Source organism: Paenarthrobacter sp. TE3676 (assembly GCF_056279165.1).
In genome coordinates, this window is the sequence record NZ_JBWBQU010000005.1 from 337,043 (window position 1) to 353,662 (window position 16,620).

Here is a 16,620-nt window from a genome sequence, read left to right on the forward strand (position 1 = left end):
ATCAGGAATGGAGAACCGTGGACCCGGAGCGGGAAGCAATGCGCGTGCCGAAGCACCGCCGCACTGGAACAGCCTTGCGTGTTCTCCGCGGCGTCCTCATGGCCGTCATTGCCGCCGTCGTCGCCGTTCTGGTCAGTGGATTCCTGCAGGGCGACCCTCGCATCACCGCGCTGTTCCCGGGCGTGAGCGTGCCGGGAACCACAGAGGACCAGCCGGGTGGAGCCGAACCGGCGCGCCCCCTCGACGCGCCGCCGCCCGGACTTGAGGAGGCGGACGCCCCACTGGCCTCGCCTTCAGCGCCCGGCACCACCAACGATTCGTACAAGTTCCTGGCCACGAACGACGACGGCACCCCGGTAGGTTACTCGCCTTGCCGTCCGCTCCATTACGTTGTCAACGATGCGTCCGCACCCATTGGCTCAGACGCCCTCCTGACCGCCGCCTTGGCGAATATTTCTGCGGCGTCCGGCATCCAGTTCATCGACGACGGCACCACTGACGAGTTGCCAGTGGACCGGCGTGAGCCCTACCAGCCGTCCAAATACGGCGACCGGTGGGCTCCCCTGCTGATTTCGTGGACCACACCGGTGGAAGCCCCTGCGCTGGCAGACAACGTCATCGGCACGGGAGGCAGCACCATGTACTCCCTCAACAAGGGACCCAAAAGCTACATCACCGGGAGCCTGGAGCTGGACACCCCACAGGTAACGGAACTGCTCGCGAGTCCCGGCGGGGCCGACTACGTCCTGGCAGTCATGCAACACGAACTGGGCCATGTCATGGGCCTTGACCATGTGGATGACCCGATCCAACTCATGTACCCGGAAATCGGCGCCCCCGACGGCCTTGCGGCGGGCGACCTGAACGGCCTTCATCTTCTCGCCTCGGCACCCTGCCGCAAGGACATCTGACTCGTTCACGCTTCAAGCATTCCCGGCATGGACTCCCGGTGGAGTGGGACTTATGCTGACGAATACGGCCGACGGCGGCGCCCCACTTCCCGTCGCAGCCGCCACGTCAGGGGGTTCCATGGAACCTTATGGGTCGCCCAAGTGGCCGGACCCCGATCCCCCTCGTCCGAATTACCTTCCGCATGCCCCGCGCCCGCCGGAGCCTCCACCGGTCAGGCCGCCGATCAAGCACAGCAGCATCGCGGCCATCCTGTTCCTTTTCAGCGTGCTCGGCTTGGTGTGCGCGGGAGCCTACTTCAGCGGCGAACTCCACCAGCTCTTGTACGGATCATCCGCCACACAGAGCCAGGCGCCCCGCCCCGGGCTGGCACCTTTCGGCCAGCGCCAGGAGCCGGTTCCGGGACTAGAGGAAGCCGACGCACCGCTTGGAACGCCGGCACCTCTGAACCGCCCCAGTTCGTCGTACAAGTTCCTGGCCGTCAAGGAAGACGGAACTCCGCTGGCGTACTCGCCGTGCCGGCCCATCCACTATGTGATCAACTCGGACCTCGCACCGCCCTCCTGGCAGCCGCTGGTGGAAGAAGCCGTGCGACAGGCCGGCGAAGCCACAGGATTGAAGTTCATCTACGACGGCCCCAGTTCCGAAGTTCCTTCCCCCAACAGATCCGGGTACCAGCCCGAAAGGTACGGAGACCGCTGGGCTCCCGTACTCATTGCGTGGAGCACGCCGGAGCAGGTGCCACGCCTGAGCGGGCAGACCGTGGGCCTTGGCGGAAGCTCTTCCATTGGCCTCAGCAACGGCTATAAGGCCTACGTCACGGGCACGGTGTCCCTGGATGCCCCACAATTCGCGGACATCGTGGACGCTCCCAGCGGAGAAGAGATCGGCGTAGCAGTCATCATGCATGAGCTGGGGCACCTCCTCGGCTTGGACCACGTGGACGATCCCCGGCAGCTCATGTTCGACCAAGCCTCCTGGGTACGCGGGTACGCTGCGGGCGACCGGACTGGTTTGGCCCAGCTGGGCACGGGCCCCTGCAGCAAAGACTTCTGAGGACCTACCCGACGACCACTGCGAGCGCGTCCTCCACCGTATCCACCAGGAAGATCCTGTCCTCCATGGGCTTCCCGGCCGCGAGGCTGCGCAACATGGGCCAGGCAGGAAAGGTCCGTTCCCAGTGTTCGCGGCCCACCAACACCATGGGAGTAATGGTCTCCGGGGCTCCGTAGTAGTTCTCGCACGCGTCCTGGAAGATCTCCTGCACCGTCCCTGCCGCGCCCGGGAGGAACACGATCCCTCCATTGCAGAGCTCCAGCAAGATCGCTTCCCGGACGGCGTTGGCGAAGTATTTGGCGATGTGGGTGGCGAACAAATTCGGCGGCTCATGACCGTAGAACCATGTTGGAATTCCGAGCGTCGGGGTGCCGCCGGGATAACGTTCGACGACGGCGGCTGCTTGCCGCGCCCAAGCCGTCACGGAGGGCCTGAACCCCGGCACAGCGGCGAGCGACTCAAGCGCAGCCGTGGAGTCGGCGTCGGGCAGTCCGCTCAAGTAGGCACCAAGGTTGGCTGCTTCCATGGCGCCGGGGCCCCCGCCTGTGGCTACCGTAAAGCCCGCTTGGGCCAGCAGCCGTCCCAACTGCGCGGCGTCGGCGAATGCATTGGTGCCCCGTTGCGCGGCGTGTCCGCCCATGACGCCAACCATCTTTCTCCCGGAGAGCGCGCCATGGTCCAGCAGCTCGTCCAAGGCGTCGCCAATGGCGTGATCGTGCAGGGCTGCGGCGAGGGTGGCGTCCAGGCTGCCCCGCTGCCCGGGCAGGATACTCCATTCGTAGACGCGGGCATCGAGGGTGGATTCGTACTCCGTGGCGGTGATGTCCTCGTACAGTTCACTGGCCGAGTAGACGCTGCTTCGGTACGGGTTGAAGGGCACCTTGTGAAGCTGGGGGAAGATCAGGGCTCCCCGCCGGCGGAGGCTTTCTTCCACGCCGTCGTCGAAAGTGCATCCCAGGAAGATGGCCCCTTGGGGATTCAGCGCCTTGAGGTCCTGTGAATAGCCCCGAAGGTCCAAAGACTGTGCATGCCAGCCGTTCATGGACCCGGCCCCGGCGCTTACCAGTTGGTGGAAGTGGACCACGCTTTCAATGTCGAGCGTTCGCGGACTCGGGTTCAAGGCTCCGGAGCGATTCATGGTTTCAGCGTAGTGGTCCGCCGGGCACCACGGCCGGGTGTTTGGGTGTGCGGCAGCAGTCCGGTGCATCATGAAGCATGAAGAGTTCAAGAGTTGTGCGTCCGCGCATCGGCGTTCCGGTCCGTCTCAGTAGTTCGGACACCCCCGACGCCCGCGTGGGTGAAGCCAACCAGCTCTTTACGTACATCGTGGACCTGCTGCGCGAGGCAGGCGCAGTTCCGGTGCTGTTGACCCCCGTTTCCGCTGACAGTGCCGGGCGGCTGGCCACCGAGATGCAAACGCTCGACGGCGTGTTGCTGCCGGGAGGCGGCGACATCAGCCCACGCCTCTATGGGCAGGATCCTGACGATTCCCTTTACGATGTGAACCCTGAGCAGGACCACCTGGACATGGACGTTGCCAGAGCAACCATCGACGCCGGGCTGCCGCTGTTAGGCGTCTGCCGTGGACACCAACTGCTGAACGTCCTCTACGGTGGAACACTGATCCAGGACATGGCACCGTCGGCGGTCAACCACAACGGCCTGGATCCTCATGATCCCGAGGCCAGCGAATGGGCCTGGCACGACGTGCTCCTGACAGCCGGTTCCAAGACTGCGGGCCTGTATGGATCTCCTGACGGAAGTACCATCAAGATCGCCTCCGGACACCATCAGGCCGTGTCCCGGGTAGGCGAAGGTCTGCAGGTCACAGCCGTTGCGGACGATGGAACAGTGGAAGCCTTGGAAGACCCTTCGCGGTGGGTCGTTTCGGTCCAATGGCATCCAGAGGCGTCCCAGCTGCCCGACGCTGAGCGGTTGTTGCCCTTCAGGAATTTTGTGGATGTTTGCCGGAACCCTACCCATGGCCCATCTGCCGGAGTACAGTAGCGCTCACTGCATCGCTTTCGTACCAGTGATAGGCGGAGCAGTGTATAACTCCATTCGAAATGACGTCCTGGGGGCGTCGTAAGTTTGCCGGCTGGGGGGCCCAACATCTGCTCAAGGAGCATGGTTGTGGACCGTCCAAAATACGCTCGTCGTCATACCCGCTTATCACTCATCGGCACCCGTTCCTTCGTCCGGCGAATCCTTGGATTTATGCTGGGCCTTTCTGTTGCCCTTTCTTCAATTGTCTTCGGCTTTGCCAAGCCCGCCGCGGCAGCCGTCCCGCCTTGTCCCGGGACCGGCGGTGCCCAACAGATCGTTGCCCATACTGACGATGACCTGATCTTTATCAGCCCCGATTTCATGCGGGATGTCCAAGCAAAGCGTTGCGTCCAGACGATTTACCTCACAGCGGGCGACGCCGGAGAAGGCCAATCGTATTGGGCCGGTCTTGAGGACGGGATCCGGTCAAGCTACGCCTTGATGGCGGGGGTCGCCAATGCATGGACGGCTTCGGACGCCGGTGTACCCGAGCGTCCGGTGACTGTCCACACGCTCAACGCGGCGCCCAATATCTCGGTGGTTTTCCTGAGGCTTCCGGACGGATTCCCCAACGGCAATGGCAGCAGCCGTTTCAATGGCCAGAGCATCCTGAAGTTGTGGGACGGACGCATTTCTTCAATTCGGCCTGTGGACGGATCGGCCACGTATTCGAAATCGCTGCTGCAGACTGTGTTGAACCGGCTGGTGGCCAACTACAAACCCACCACGTTCCGCACCCAGGACTGGACAGGCAATTTCACCACCCCCTATGACCACAGCGACCACTGGGCTGCGGCAAAATTCGGTCAGTTGGCCACTCGCGCCTACACCGGACCGCATACCTCGTCCGCCTACGATGCCTATGTCATCGACGAGTACGCACAAAACGTCACTGGCGCCGAACTCACCAGCAAGGTCAACACCTTCAGGCACTTTGCCGAATTCGACGAGTTCCTGTGCGGGAACATCTGCCCCGACGTGCCGTACAGCGACTGGCTCAAACGGCAGTACATTACAGCCATCGAGTGGACCGGCAACGCGGCGAAATCGGCGGGAACAACCGTCTCAGCGTCCTCTCAGAGAGCCTCGGGACAAAGTCCGGAGAAAGCACGGGACGGATATGCCTGGGGAACCCCCATGGACGCCAACCGGGAGTGGGTCACCAATGGCGGCAGGTCAGGCAGTTGGATCCAGTACAACTTCACCCCTGCACGGACCATCAACGCGGTGACGCTTTTTGATCGTCCGCTAACAAGCGACCAGGTAACCGGTGGCAATCTCACCTTCTCGGATGGCAGCACCGTCCCGGTTTCTGCCCTCCCGAATAACGGATCCGGGCTGACAGTGAATTTTCCTGCCAGGACCGTCAGCTCCGTGCGCTTCAACATCAGCTCAGTCAGCGGGTCCACCACCAACGTTGGCCTGGCAGAGTTCGAGGCGCACATCACCGCAGACGTTGTTGCTCCCGTGGTGACAGCCACACCCGCGGGCGGCACCTACGACATCGGGCAAAAGGTCACACTGGCCGTGAATGAACCTGCCACCATCTACTACACAATCGACGGGTCCACGCCTACTACGGCGACCCCGACTAAGGTCAGCTATCCAAACACGGCAACAATCACTCTCGACGGGCCCAGGACCCTGAAGTACTTCGCCGTAGACACCGCGAACAATCCCTCCGCCGTGGTCACCCAGACTTACTCCACGGGCCCGGATGTGACGAAACCGGTGGTAACAGCCAGCCCCGTGGGCGGCGCCTACGCTCCCGGCACCACCATCACCCTCACGGTCAATGAAGCGAACTCGGTGATCAAATACACCACCGATGGTACCGACCCGTTGACTGCCGGGCAGGTGTACTCCACACCGATAGCGTTCCCCGGCACGGCACCCATGACGCTGAAGTACTTCGCCACGGATCCTGCAGGGAACGTCTCCGCCGTGGTCACCCAGACGTACACGGTTCCGCCGGACACCACAGCTCCTGTGGTCACAGCCAACCCCACCGGCCGCGCCTTGGCCAGCGGGGCCACCATCACCCTCTCGGCGAATGAACCCGGAGCTGCCATTTACTACACCACCGATGGCAGCACGCCCACGGCAACGGAATCAGCCACGAACATCAAGTACGCGGCTCCGATTGTCATGGGAAGTTCCAACCTCGTCCTCAAGTACATAGGGGTGGACACGGCCGGCAACACCTCGTCCGTGGGCACCCAGACGTACACCGTGCCCGCAGCCGGGCCGCCGTCGGCCCATGACTACAACGGTGACGGTAAAGCCGATGTCCTGGCCTCCGACACCGCCGGCAATTTGTATCTTTACCCAGGGGACGGCGCGGGCGGCCTTTTGCCCCGGCAAGTAGCCCTCCCGGCACCTGCCTGGTCCACCGTGACTGACACCATCACCCCGGGCGACTTTAACAAGGATGGCAAACCTGACTTGCTTGCCCGTGCCGGTGACGTCCTGTGGTTCTACCCCGGTAACGGTGCAGGCAGTTTCGGGGCCCGGGTACAGGTCAGTACCGGCTGGAGCACCATGAGCCAACTGTTCTCCCCTGGAGACTTCAGCGGCGACGGCATTCCGGACTTCATTGGCCGGCTCAGCTCAGGGGAGTTGCGGCTCTACGAAGGCAACGGCACCGGTGGTCAGCGGACACCCACCACCATTGGATCCGGCTGGAATGTTATGAATGCAATCTTCAGCACAGGGGACTTTAATGGAGATGGGAAGGGAGACGTGCTGGCGCGGCGCTCGGACACTGGCGCCCTCTGGCTGTACCCCGGAAACGGAACCCGCGGATGGCTGCAATGGAAGCAAATCTCCACGGGTTGGGACAACCGAACATCGATGGCCGGGCCCCGGGACCTGGACGGCGATGGCAGCAACGACGTCATAGGCCGCATCGCAGACACCCTGTGGCTCTATCCAGGCACAGGCAGTGGAACTTTCAGCACCGTTCCGCCCATCAGCCTCGGCACCGGCTGGCAGGCCATGAAGATCATCGCCTAGCCAGCCCCATGGACCTGGCGCGGGTCGGAGTTTTCCCCCAGACTCTTCGGCCCGCGTCAGCTGACTTAAAGAACGACGACGGCCCGTCACCTTCCGTGCGGAAGGCGGCGGGCCGTCGTCGTGAGCTAGCTGTAAAGGCTAGAGCGTTGCGTAAACTTCGCGCAGCAGCTTGGCGGTCTCGGACGGCGTCTTGCCGACCTTTACACCAGCGGCTTCGAGAGCTTCCTTCTTTGCCTGGGCCGTACCGGCGGAACCGGACACGATGGCGCCAGCGTGACCCATGGTCTTACCCTCGGGAGCGGTGAAGCCGGCTACGTAGCCAACAACCGGCTTGGTGACGTTGGCCTTGATGAAGTCGGCTGCGCGCTCTTCAGCGTCGCCACCGATCTCACCGATCATGACGATTGCCTTGGTTTCCGGGTCAGCTTCGAAAGCTGCCAGGGCGTCGATGTGCGTGGTGCCGATGACGGGGTCGCCACCGATACCGATCGCGGTGGAGAAACCGAGGTCGCGGAGTTCGTACATCATCTGGTAGGTCAAGGTACCGGACTTGGACACGAGGCCGATGGGGCCCTTGCCCGTGATGTTCGCCGGGGTGATGCCGACCAAGGCCTCGCCGGGGGTGATGATGCCGGGGCAGTTCGGTCCGATGATGCGGGTGATCTGCTTGCCGTCAGCGTCCACCTTGGACTGGGCGAGTGCCCAGAATTCGGCGGAGTCCTGAACCGGCACACCTTCGGTGATGACAACGACGAGGCCGATGCCGGCTTCGATGGCTTCAACCACGGCGTCCTTGGTGAATGCCGGGGGAACGAAGACGATGGAGACGTCAGCGCCGGTTTCAGCGATGGCTTCCTTGACGGTGCCGAAGACGTTGATTTCCTTGTCGCCGTGCAGGACCGTGGTGCCGGCCTTGCGGGCGTTGACGCCACCAACAATGTTGGTGCCGGCCTTGAGCATCAGGGCGGTGTGCTTGGTGCCCTCGCCGCCGGTGATGCCCTGAACGATGACCTTGGAGTCCTTGTTGAGGTAGATAGACATTGTCGCGTCCCTTTACTTAGCTGCGTTGGCGAGCTCGGCGGCCTTGTCGGCGCCCTCGTCCATGGTGGCGGCCAGGGTAACCAGCGGGTGGTTGGCCTCGGTCAGGATGCGGCGGCCTTCCTCAACGTTGTTACCGTCGAGGCGAACGACCAGCGGCTTGTTCGCGGAGGAACCGAGCTCAGCCAGTGCACCGACGATGCCCTTGGCCACGGCGTCACAAGCAGTGATGCCACCGAAGACGTTCACGAACACGCTCTTGACCTGGGAGTCGCCAAGGATAACGTCCAGACCGTTGGCCATGACCTCGGCGGATGCTCCACCGCCGATGTCCAGGAAGTTGGCGGGCTTGACGTTGCCGTGGTTCTCGCCGGCGTAAGCAACGACGTCGAGGGTGGACATCACAAGACCGGCGCCGTTGCCGATGATGCCTACTTCGCCGTCCAGCTTGACGTAGTTGAGGTCCTGCGCCTTGGCCTTGGCCTCGAGCGGGTCAGCCGCGTCCTTGTCTTCCAGGTGTGCGTGGTGCACGTGGCGGAAGTCAGCGTTCTCGTCCAGGGTGACCTTGCCATCGAGGGCAACGATTTCGCCTGCGCCGGTACGGACCAGCGGGTTGACCTCAACCAGGGTTGCGTCTTCCTTCTTGAAAACGTCCCAGAGCTTCAGAATGACGTCGGCTACCTTGCCGCGCAGTTCCTCCGCGAAACCTGCAGCTGCGACGATCTCGTCAGCCTTGGCCTGGTCGATGCCCACAGCGGGGTCGATGGCGATCTTGGCCAGGGCCTCGGGACGCTCGACTGCAAGCTGCTCGATTTCCATGCCGCCTTCTACCGAGCACATGGCCAGGTAGTTGCGGTTGGCGCGGTCCAGGAGGACCGAGAAGTAGAATTCCTCGGCGATGTCAGCACCCTGGGCAATCATCACCTTGTTGACGGTGTGGCCCTTGATGTCCATGCCCAGGATGTTGGTGGAGTGCTCAAGCGCCTCTTCGGCGGTCTTGGCAACCTTGACGCCGCCAGCCTTGCCGCGGCCACCAACCTTAACCTGTGCCTTGACGACAGTTACGCCGCCGATCTTCTCGGCAGCTGCCTTCGCTTCTTCAGGAGTGTGCGCCACGATGCCGGCGAGCACGGGTACACCGTGCGCCTCGAACATATCGCGCGCCTGATATTCAAACAGGTCCACGGTTTAGTGTCCTTCTACGTCGAAGTAGTTTTCTGTTCAGCCGGGAACCGCGATGACCGCGATAGCCAGCTGCGGAAAGTACGCGGTAACAACCGGGATTGAAGCCGGTCACATTGCGTAAGGTCCTCTCGGAACTTTAGCCCTTTGAGGAGTCCCGCCAGCTACACACTACCTGTTAAGTGAGTAACCTTACACTTCTATCGGATGTAGAAAAACCGCATAATGACGCGGTTTTTGGGCTGTCGAAGGGCGTTCGGGGGCGGTTCAGGACGCTTCGTTCAGGTTCCCGCGGACCGTTTTGCCGCCGTCGGAAATCAACTGGTATCCCTCGCGGTTTACGAAGAATGCCACGCCACCTGAGACGTTTCCGCAGGCAACGCCGCCGTTATAGGCCGAACACCGGAGACCGTTGCGCTCGATGTTCTGCCCGTCCGGAAGCTCCCGGAGTTTGGAAATGGGACCCCCGCCACTGCCCTTTGGCCCGAACTCGGACTCCATTTGTGTTACGCCGGAACGACATGAGCCGTAGACGGCCTTCTCCGGAGTCAACAGCGCCGTCCCTCCGAGGTAGCCAAGGCCTGTTCCCGCGCAGTCCTCCACGATGTCATCCAGGTCCGGTTTGGCATATTTGGCCAGCTCGCAATGCGCCACAGGAACAACTGCGAACTTGTTGTTGGCCGCGTCGGAGTAGGAGTTGGCCTCATACGGAAGGTTGAGGTGCCCGCCCCGGGAAGATGTCAGGGCGCACACAATGTTCTTGTCAGCAGTGATGAACGCTGTGACATCCTCGCCCGCGGACAGGGTGGTCTGCTCAGTGACGGGAACCTGCTGGAGCTGTTCCAGCGGCGGCAACGGAGCCGGCGGCACATAGTTGGGATCTTCGGTGGCGAAAGAGCACCCGGTGGCCAGCACCATGATCAAGGCGGCCAGGATCCCCCAAACAGTCCGTCGCATGCCCCTCATTATGCCGTGCCGTGTCATGCATCGAGTTTGGTCAGGGGTGCGTAGCGCAACAGCAGCCGCTTCTCGCCGACGTCGAACTTCACCTTCGCAACCGTCTTGTCCCCCGCGCCTTCGATGCCCAGCACCACGCCGTTGCCGAAGCTCGTGTGGTTGACTTTGTCCCCCACCACCACGGAAATGACTTCCTTTTGCGGCTGGACCCTGTTGCGTACGACGGCGGCAGGGACGTCGGCGTCGAACCCTGCGGTTGGGCTTGCGGCAGCACCGCGGGACGTGCCCGCACCCCAGAATGAACCACCGTAGCGGTTGGACCCGATGGGGGCGCTCCCCCAGCCGCCTGCGGCCTGACGGCTCATTCCCTCGCGCTTCCACTCCACCAGCTCGGAAGGGATCTCTTCCAGGAACTGGCTGGCGGGGTTGTACTGGCTCTGGCCCCACATGCTGCGGACCTCGGAGCGAGTGACGTAGAGACGCTTGCGTGCCCTGGTGAGGCCCACATAGGCCAGTCGCCGTTCTTCCGCGAGTTCCTTGGGGTCCGTGGCGGAGCGCTGGTGCGGGAAGATGCCGTGCTCCATACCGGTGAGGAACACCACAGGGAACTCCAGGCCCTTGGCGGTGTGCAGCGTCATGAGCGTGACAACGCCCATTCGCTTGGCCTCTGCGACGGCGGCATCGATGTCCGCCCCCGGCGCATCCGGGATCTGGTCGGCATCGGCCACCAGTGAGACCTGCTCCAGGAATTCGCCGAGTGAACCGTCAGGGTTGTCGCGCTCGTATTCCCGGACCACAGCCACCAGTTCGGCGAGGTTCTCCACGCGGGATTCATCTTGGGGATCGTTGCTGGCGCGCAGCCCCGCCAAGTAGCCGGTCTGTTCGAGGACGGCTTCCAAGGCAGCTGCAGCACCAGAGCCGGAGGCTACCTCGGCAAGGTCATCGAGCAGCTTCACGAAGCCCAGGACGGCATTAACGGAGCGGGTGGCCATGCCCGGCGCTTGGTCAGCACGGCGCGCAGCGGCCATGAACGAGGTGCGTTCACGTTCGGCCAAGGCAGCCACGGCGCCCTCAGCACGATCACCGATCCCGCGTTTGGGTTCGTTCAGTACCCGGCGAAGGTTGACGTCGTCGTCCGGGTTCACCAGGACGCGAAGGTAGGCCAGGGCATCCTTGATTTCCTTGCGCTCGTAGAAGCGCGTTCCACCAACAACCTTGTACGGCAGTCCCACCCGGACCAGGACGTCTTCAATGGAGCGGGACTGTGCGTTGGTGCGGTAGAAAATGGCGACGTCGCCCGGACGCAAGTCTTCCTCGTCCTGCAGCCGGTCGATTTCCTTGGCGATGAACTGGGCTTCGTCGTGTTCGTTCTCACCCACGTAGCCGATGATTTTCTCGCCGTCACCTTCTGCGGTCCACAAACGCTTTTCCTGGCGGTTGGGATTGCGGGAGATGACCGAATTGGCAGCGCTGAGGATGTTCTGCGTGGAGCGGTAGTTTTGCTCCAGTTTGATGGTGCGGGCGTTGGGGTAGTCGTGCTCGAACTCCACAATGTTGCGGATGTCCGCGCCACGGAAAGCATAAATGGACTGATCGGAATCGCCCACCACAGTAAGTTCGCTCGGTGCCACGTCCGTGTCTGTTCCCAAGCCGACGATTTCCCTGACCAGCGCGTACTGCGCGTGGTTGGTGTCCTGGTACTCGTCCACCAACACGTGCCGGAAGCGGCGCCGGTAGGATTCCGCGAGCGCAGGGAAGGCCCGGAACATGTACACGGTTTCGGCGATGAGGTCATCGAAGTCCATCGCATTGGCTTGCCGGAGACGCTGCGTGTAGCCCTTGAAAACCTCGGCTACAGCCTGTTCGAAGGGGTCGTTGTGGTTTGCCGAAGAGACGTAGGAGTCGGCGTCAATGAGCTCGTTCTTGAGCGCCGAAATCTTGTGCTGGATGGCCTTCGGCGCGAACTTCTTCGGATCCAGGTCCAGGTTCTTTGCCACGAGTGTGATCAGACGCAGGGAATCAGCGGAGTCGTAGATGGAGAAGTTCGAATTCAGCCCGACGTTCGCAGCTTCCCGGCGCAGGATTCGCACGCAGGACGAGTGGAACGTGGAAATCCACATGCCCTTTGCCCGGGCGCCAACCAGGGCTTCGATGCGTTCCCGCATTTCGGCTGCTGCCTTGTTGGTGAAGGTGATGGCCAGGATTTCGCCATGATGCGCCCGCTTAGTGGCTATGAGGTAGGCGATCCGGTTACTCAGTACGCGCGTCTTCCCCGAGCCTGCACCCGCGACGATCAGCAAGGGGCTTCCGGCGTGCTTCACGGCCTCTTCCTGCTGCGGATTCAGTCCCTGGAGGAGCGCCTCAGCGGTCGGCAACCCGTGGGCGCCCTGGTTGCCCCATCCCCCTTGGGCAGGTGCTTGGGGAGCGTTCCCTGACCCGCCCGTTCCTTCCTGGAGGCGCGGCCCGGAGGCGCCACCGCCGGAATGGGAAAGTTCCGGGGCAGCCTTGACTGCGGCTTTGGTGCCAGCTTTGAAGGGTCCGTCTGCGTAGGGGTCAAACAACATATCCATGGTGCCTACCAGTCTAGGCGGTGCCCCTGACACTATAAGGCGACGCGGTCAGCAGCGGCTGATGCTAGGCAAATTGGGGAACAGAAGTGAGGGCAGCGCTCAACTCGCGCACCGCCGTCGGGCCTCCCGCCACGAACCAATTCAATCCGTTGACCTGCACGACGGCGGTGTCCCCGCCGGCAGCGCGGACGATCGCCTTGCCGGGGAGCCAGTCCCATTCCGGGCAGCTGTGTTGGAACCAGCAGCCGAGCTCCCCGTCAGCCACCCGGCCGAGGTCGCAGGAGCCGGAACCGAACATGCGCAGCGACGCCGCGGAGACCGCGGCTGCGTGCCATGGCATGGCCGCGCGGGGGTCTGCGAGCCAGGTGGGGTGAATGTACGTGGCTGCGGAGATTTGGCCAACGGGGAGGTCGCCCGAACCGGTGATCGCCTCGCCGTTCAGGGTGGCCGGACGTTCCGCCCCTCCCAGCCAGAGCTTATCCAGTTCGGGCTGGTAGATGGCCCCCAGCAACACCTCGGGATCGGCAACCGGGTTGCCGCCACGGTCCGAATCGTCACGCTTGAGGGCGATGGCCGAGCACCAGTATGTGGACCCGTGGAGGAAGTTATAGGTGCCGTCAACGGGGTCGATCACCCAGGTCCGGCCGCTCGTCCCCGCCACCGAGGCACCCTCCTCGCCGAGGATGCCGTCTTCCGGACGGCAGCGCCGCAACTGTTCAAGAACATAAGCCTCAGCTGCGTGATCGGCTGCAGTGACGACGTCGGACACTGACGTCTTGCGTTCGCCCTGCAGTCCCCCCATCCGCATGAGCAGCGCCAGCTGGCCCGCCTCGCGGACCAGGGCGCTGGCCAGTTGGTAGTCATCCAGTGAAGGATCGAGTTCAGTTGCTGTGTGCCTGCCGGTGGTCATGGATCCAGCTTATGTGGCGGAATAATGGATGACATGGCCAAGACACCAGCCCAGCGCGTCAAGAAGCACGGAGCAAAGGCAGTGGTTCCCGACCACTCGCTACCGTCTGTGATCAACACCACCACGCAGCGCACCCCACAAAAGGCGCAGAGCAACTCCAAACTCATTGTGATCGCGGGTGTCGTGGCCAGCCTGTTCCTGTTCTGGTACCTGCACTTGCTCACCCTGAACCAGATGACGCAGCTCTCGGGTGGCCTGGCGATGCCGGATTCCCTGATTGGCGGCTTCTCACAGGATTACATCGTCCAACTTAGAGAGGCCATGGATGACTCGGCGCGCGGCCAGCTCAACTACGTCCACAAGACTGCCGGCACCCTGTTTCCGCTGATCTTCGGCTTCAGTTGGCTCCTGCTGATCGGCACCAATGTGGCGCGAAAGTCGTGGCGTTGGGCCATGTGGGCCGCTCCCCTGCTGTTCGCCGTGGCCCACCTGTGGTCCAATGTCGCCATCGATTCCGTGCTGGCCGCGGAAAGGCCCGACGCCGGTTCGGTGGCCTTGGCCTCAGCTGTCACCGTCGCGTCGTGGGTGCTGTTCCTGATCAGTCTCCTGTGCGGCGTGCTGGCAGTGTTCCTGGGCAGGAAGAGCCCCAAGCAGTGAGCTTCCGAAGGTTCTTCAAACCCGCCGTTTCAGCTTCAACCATGGGCCTGCTCATCTTGGGCGCCTCCGCCTGCGGACTCGGAGGCCCGTCCAAAGCGGAGCGCCTGGGCAAAGACCTGGAGGCAGCCGCATTGTCGGTACCCGGAGTTGAATCCGCCAAGCTCAACGTCAACATGAACACGTCCGGAAATTTCATCACCGTCAAGTTGGTCGGAAGCAGCCACGACGCGGACGTCCTCGCTGACGTGCTCGGGAACGCGCTTCCGCCCATGCTCGAAGAAACTGAAGAGCTTCAGTCAGGTACGTTCGGGATCAGTATCTTCTCACCGGATGATGCCGTGTCCGCCAGCGCGGGAGATCTGGGCTACTCGGGCGGCTCCTCCCTTAACAGCTTCCGCGAATACTTCCTCAGCGGGCCCTGAGTACTTTTCGTTCCGTGTGGACACGCTGGGCGATCACCAAGCCGGCCGCTGCCAGTCCGATGGTCACCGGGTAGCCCATGAACCGCTCCAGCAAACCCGGATGGGGCACCTCCATCCCGGTGATGGCGCCGATGACCAAGGCGCCACTACAGACGAGCCCGCAGGCAGCGAGGAACCAACTGATCGGGGTTTGACGGAACCACAGGATGCCCAACAGGAGCAGTGCAAAACCTCCCCCAATGAAGAACATCAGGGCGCCTGCAAAGTGCCAGGGCGATCCGAGGTCTTCGGGAACCAATCCCACCAGGACCGTTCCCACTCCGGCGACACCGGTGAGGATCCGGATGGCGACAGCCAGGATCCAGGGCACGGTCAGGACCCGCGTCTGAGGCGAGTCGTCCGCAACAACTCGAAACCGTCGTGCCGTTATTCCGGGCCGCGCGGCCACACTCAGCAACCCTGCCGTCAGAAACAACGCACCGAGGACCAGCGCCAGGCCTTGAACCACGAACGAGGCATTCATCAGCCAGTGCAAAGGCGAGCAGACGGCTCTGTCCTCGTAGATCCCGCAGGAAATTGCTCCGAGGTCACTGATGAATCCGGTGGCCCTGCTGTAGGGCCCGGGACCTGCCCAGGCCTCGATCACGGCGGCCTCGGCTACGAAGTATTGGACCACGCTCAGCTGCGCCCACCCTCCTATGTTCGCCCTGATGCCACGGGTATCCGGAAGGAACGATCCAGCTGGCGCCGGTGCAGTCGCGTGCCCTTTCATGAACGCCAGCCTAGCGGTGTTCGGGCAGCGTCCCCGCAGCTTGTATGCTTGTAGTCGTGTCCGGGCCCTCGAGCTCCAGCAGTGGGATTAAGAGCCATGGACACACAGGCCCTCGTAGCTCAGTGGATAGAGCACGGCTCTCCTAAAGCCGGTGTCGTTGGTTCGATTCCAATCGAGGGCACTTGAACCACCAGCAGCCCACCCAGGACTTGCAGGCCTACTTGGCCGGCAGCTGGGTTGTGGAGCGCACTCTCCTGGACCGGACGTCCGGCACCAACGGAACCTTTACCGGCGTCGTGCGCTACAACCGGAACTCCGACGGCGGCCTGGACTACCGTGAAGACGGAACCATGCACTGGCCTACCCATTCGGGTCCGGCATTCCGCGAGTACCTCCTGAAACCGGGTTCCGGGCCGGAGTCGATGGACGTGTTTTTCCCCGACGGCAGGCCCTTCCATGTGATGAGTTTCTCCGAACAGGGCAACCAGGATAAGCACTGGTGCGACCCCGACGACTACCGGGTCAGCTACCTCTGGGAGGGTCCTGACTCGTTCAGCTTCACGTGGGATGTCCAGGGGCCCGCCAAGAACCTGCTGCTTGAATCGCACTTGGTCCGGATCGACGCCGGGAGGCAATCATGAGTACATCCGGCACGGACCTGATCGTCGTAAGCGCCGTCTGCGTCTACAACGACGAAGGCCAGCTCCTGACCGTTCGCAAGCGTGGCACTGAGAAGTTCATGCACCCCGGTGGCAAACCCGAGTCCGGTGAAACCGCCGCGGAGGCCGCTTCCCGTGAACTCCTGGAAGAAGTCGGCATCGACGTGGCACCGAACCGCCTCGAGCCGCTCGGCGTGTGGCTGGCCGTGGCGGCCAACGAAGCAGCAACGAACATCGAAGCCACCGTTTTTACTGCGCCCGGAACGTGGGAGGCGCACCCCTCGGCGGAGATCGCCGAGATCCGCTGGCTGGACCTCGACGCGCCTCTTCCCACGGACTTGGCCCCGCTGCTCACCGACCACGTACTTCCAGCGCTCACCCCGCCCAAGTAGGTCGCAGTTGAGGCCGTTTGGACAGCTCAGAACGG

At 62.9% G+C, this 16,620-nt stretch carries 15 protein-coding genes and 1 tRNA gene; 9 read left to right on the top strand and 7 right to left on the bottom strand.

Annotation, left to right across the window (positions count from 1 at the left end; translation table 11 throughout):
• Positions 1-74: 74 nt before the first annotated feature.
• Both ACZ881_RS14345 and ACZ881_RS14350 read left to right on the top strand, forming a co-directional pair.
• Positions 75-911, top strand: coding sequence for a matrixin family metalloprotease (locus ACZ881_RS14345; RefSeq protein ID WP_091467561.1), 837 nt, complete (start codon positions 75-77; stop codon positions 909-911).
• A 52-nt stretch (positions 912-963) separates the two neighbouring features.
• Positions 964-1,965, top strand: coding sequence for a matrixin family metalloprotease (locus ACZ881_RS14350; protein WP_091465761.1), 1,002 nt, complete (start codon positions 964-966; stop codon positions 1,963-1,965).
• A 4-nt stretch (positions 1,966-1,969) separates the two neighbouring features.
• Here the strand turns inward: ACZ881_RS14350 and ACZ881_RS14355 are convergent, their stop codons facing one another.
• The gene (locus tag ACZ881_RS14355) at positions 1,970-3,103 is read right to left on the bottom strand and encodes an LOG family protein (protein WP_476116416.1); all 1,134 of its coding nucleotides are present in this window, start codon (positions 3,101-3,103) and stop codon (positions 1,970-1,972) included.
• A 77-nt stretch (positions 3,104-3,180) separates the two neighbouring features.
• On the opposite strand from ACZ881_RS14355, the gene ACZ881_RS14360 reads away from it, so the two are divergent.
• Both ACZ881_RS14360 and ACZ881_RS14365 read left to right on the top strand, forming a co-directional pair.
• A complete protein-coding gene (locus ACZ881_RS14360; RefSeq protein WP_476116418.1) occupies positions 3,181-3,972 on the top strand; it encodes a gamma-glutamyl-gamma-aminobutyrate hydrolase family protein in 792 nt (263 codons plus the stop codon).
• Between the two features lie 120 nt (positions 3,973-4,092).
• Positions 4,093-7,026, top strand: a complete 2,934-nt coding sequence (locus tag ACZ881_RS14365) for a DUF7402 domain-containing protein (protein ID WP_476116420.1) — start codon at positions 4,093-4,095, stop codon at positions 7,024-7,026.
• Positions 7,027-7,164: 138 nt separating this feature from the next.
• Here ACZ881_RS14365 and sucD read toward each other — a convergent pair whose 3' ends face one another.
• From sucD to ACZ881_RS14390, 5 genes are all read right to left on the bottom strand, one after another.
• A complete protein-coding gene (gene sucD / locus ACZ881_RS14370; RefSeq protein ID WP_091465756.1) occupies positions 7,165-8,067 on the bottom strand; it encodes a succinate--CoA ligase subunit alpha in 903 nt (300 codons plus the stop codon).
• 12 nt (positions 8,068-8,079) lie between these two features.
• Positions 8,080-9,249, bottom strand: a complete 1,170-nt coding sequence (gene sucC / locus ACZ881_RS14375) for an ADP-forming succinate--CoA ligase subunit beta (RefSeq protein WP_476116422.1) — start codon at positions 9,247-9,249, stop codon at positions 8,080-8,082.
• A gap of 264 nt (positions 9,250-9,513) precedes the next feature.
• Positions 9,514-10,212: a hypothetical protein gene (locus tag ACZ881_RS14380; RefSeq protein ID WP_476116500.1), complete on the bottom strand. Its 699-nt coding sequence runs from the start codon at positions 10,210-10,212 to the stop codon at positions 9,514-9,516.
• A gap of 14 nt (positions 10,213-10,226) precedes the next feature.
• The gene (gene pcrA / locus ACZ881_RS14385; protein ID WP_429331418.1) at positions 10,227-12,773 is read right to left on the bottom strand and encodes a DNA helicase PcrA; all 2,547 of its coding nucleotides are present in this window, start codon (positions 12,771-12,773) and stop codon (positions 10,227-10,229) included.
• Between the two features lie 64 nt (positions 12,774-12,837).
• On the bottom strand, positions 12,838-13,683 hold the full coding sequence (locus ACZ881_RS14390) for an inositol monophosphatase family protein (protein ID WP_429331417.1): 846 nt from the start codon (positions 13,681-13,683) through the stop codon (positions 12,838-12,840).
• Positions 13,684-13,716: 33 nt separating this feature from the next.
• On the opposite strand from ACZ881_RS14390, the gene ACZ881_RS14395 reads away from it, so the two are divergent.
• Positions 13,717-14,340, top strand: coding sequence for a hypothetical protein (locus tag ACZ881_RS14395; RefSeq protein ID WP_476116424.1), 624 nt, complete (start codon positions 13,717-13,719; stop codon positions 14,338-14,340).
• A 41-nt stretch (positions 14,341-14,381) separates the two neighbouring features.
• Positions 14,382-14,762 carry a hypothetical protein gene (locus tag ACZ881_RS14400; protein WP_476116426.1) on the top strand — a complete coding sequence of 127 codons (381 nt, stop codon included), beginning with the start codon at positions 14,382-14,384 and terminating at the stop codon, positions 14,760-14,762.
• Here ACZ881_RS14400 and ACZ881_RS14405 read toward each other — a convergent pair.
• Entirely contained in the window at positions 14,749-15,534 is a 786-nt protein-coding gene (locus ACZ881_RS14405) for a DUF998 domain-containing protein (protein ID WP_476116428.1), read from the bottom strand. The two genes, ACZ881_RS14400 and ACZ881_RS14405, sit on opposite strands and share 14 nt — an antisense overlap.
• 108 nt (positions 15,535-15,642) lie before the next feature.
• Here ACZ881_RS14405 and ACZ881_RS14410 point away from each other — a divergent pair.
• The 3 genes from ACZ881_RS14410 to ACZ881_RS14420 all read left to right on the top strand — a co-directional run bounded on the left by ACZ881_RS14410 (position 15,643) and on the right by ACZ881_RS14420 (position 16,585).
• A tRNA-Arg gene (locus tag ACZ881_RS14410) sits at positions 15,643-15,715 on the top strand.
• Between the two features lies 1 nt (position 15,716).
• On the top strand, positions 15,717-16,175 hold the full coding sequence (locus ACZ881_RS14415; protein WP_454809803.1) for a DUF6314 family protein: 459 nt from the start codon (positions 15,717-15,719) through the stop codon (positions 16,173-16,175).
• A complete protein-coding gene (locus ACZ881_RS14420) occupies positions 16,172-16,585 on the top strand; it encodes an NUDIX hydrolase (protein WP_091465747.1) in 414 nt (137 codons plus the stop codon). The genes ACZ881_RS14415 and ACZ881_RS14420 overlap by 4 nt, the downstream gene beginning before the upstream one ends.
• The last annotated feature ends 35 nt before the right edge of the window (positions 16,586-16,620 follow it).

Coding starts and splice junctions, on each gene's coding strand:
- ACZ881_RS14350 (WP_091465761.1), top strand. CDS start 964: ATGCTGACGAATACGGCCGACGGCGGCGCCCCACTTCCCGTCGCAGCC.
- ACZ881_RS14420 (WP_091465747.1), top strand. CDS start 16,172: ATGAGTACATCCGGCACGGACCTGATCGTCGTAAGCGCCGTCTGCGTC.
- ACZ881_RS14360 (WP_476116418.1), top strand. CDS start 3,181: ATGAAGAGTTCAAGAGTTGTGCGTCCGCGCATCGGCGTTCCGGTCCGT.
- ACZ881_RS14355 (WP_476116416.1), bottom strand. CDS start 3,103: ATGAATCGCTCCGGAGCCTTGAACCCGAGTCCGCGAACGCTCGACATT.
- ACZ881_RS14390 (WP_429331417.1), bottom strand. CDS start 13,683: ATGACCACCGGCAGGCACACAGCAACTGAACTCGATCCTTCACTGGAT.
- sucD (WP_091465756.1), bottom strand. CDS start 8,067: ATGTCTATCTACCTCAACAAGGACTCCAAGGTCATCGTTCAGGGCATC.
- ACZ881_RS14380 (WP_476116500.1), bottom strand. CDS start 10,212: ATGAGGGGCATGCGACGGACTGTTTGGGGGATCCTGGCCGCCTTGATC.
- ACZ881_RS14405 (WP_476116428.1), bottom strand. CDS start 15,534: ATGAAAGGGCACGCGACTGCACCGGCGCCAGCTGGATCGTTCCTTCCG.
- pcrA (WP_429331418.1), bottom strand. CDS start 12,773: ATGGATATGTTGTTTGACCCCTACGCAGACGGACCCTTCAAAGCTGGC.
- ACZ881_RS14395 (WP_476116424.1), top strand. CDS start 13,717: ATGGCCAAGACACCAGCCCAGCGCGTCAAGAAGCACGGAGCAAAGGCA.
- ACZ881_RS14400 (WP_476116426.1), top strand. CDS start 14,382: ATGGGCCTGCTCATCTTGGGCGCCTCCGCCTGCGGACTCGGAGGCCCG.
- ACZ881_RS14365 (WP_476116420.1), top strand. CDS start 4,093: ATGGTTGTGGACCGTCCAAAATACGCTCGTCGTCATACCCGCTTATCA.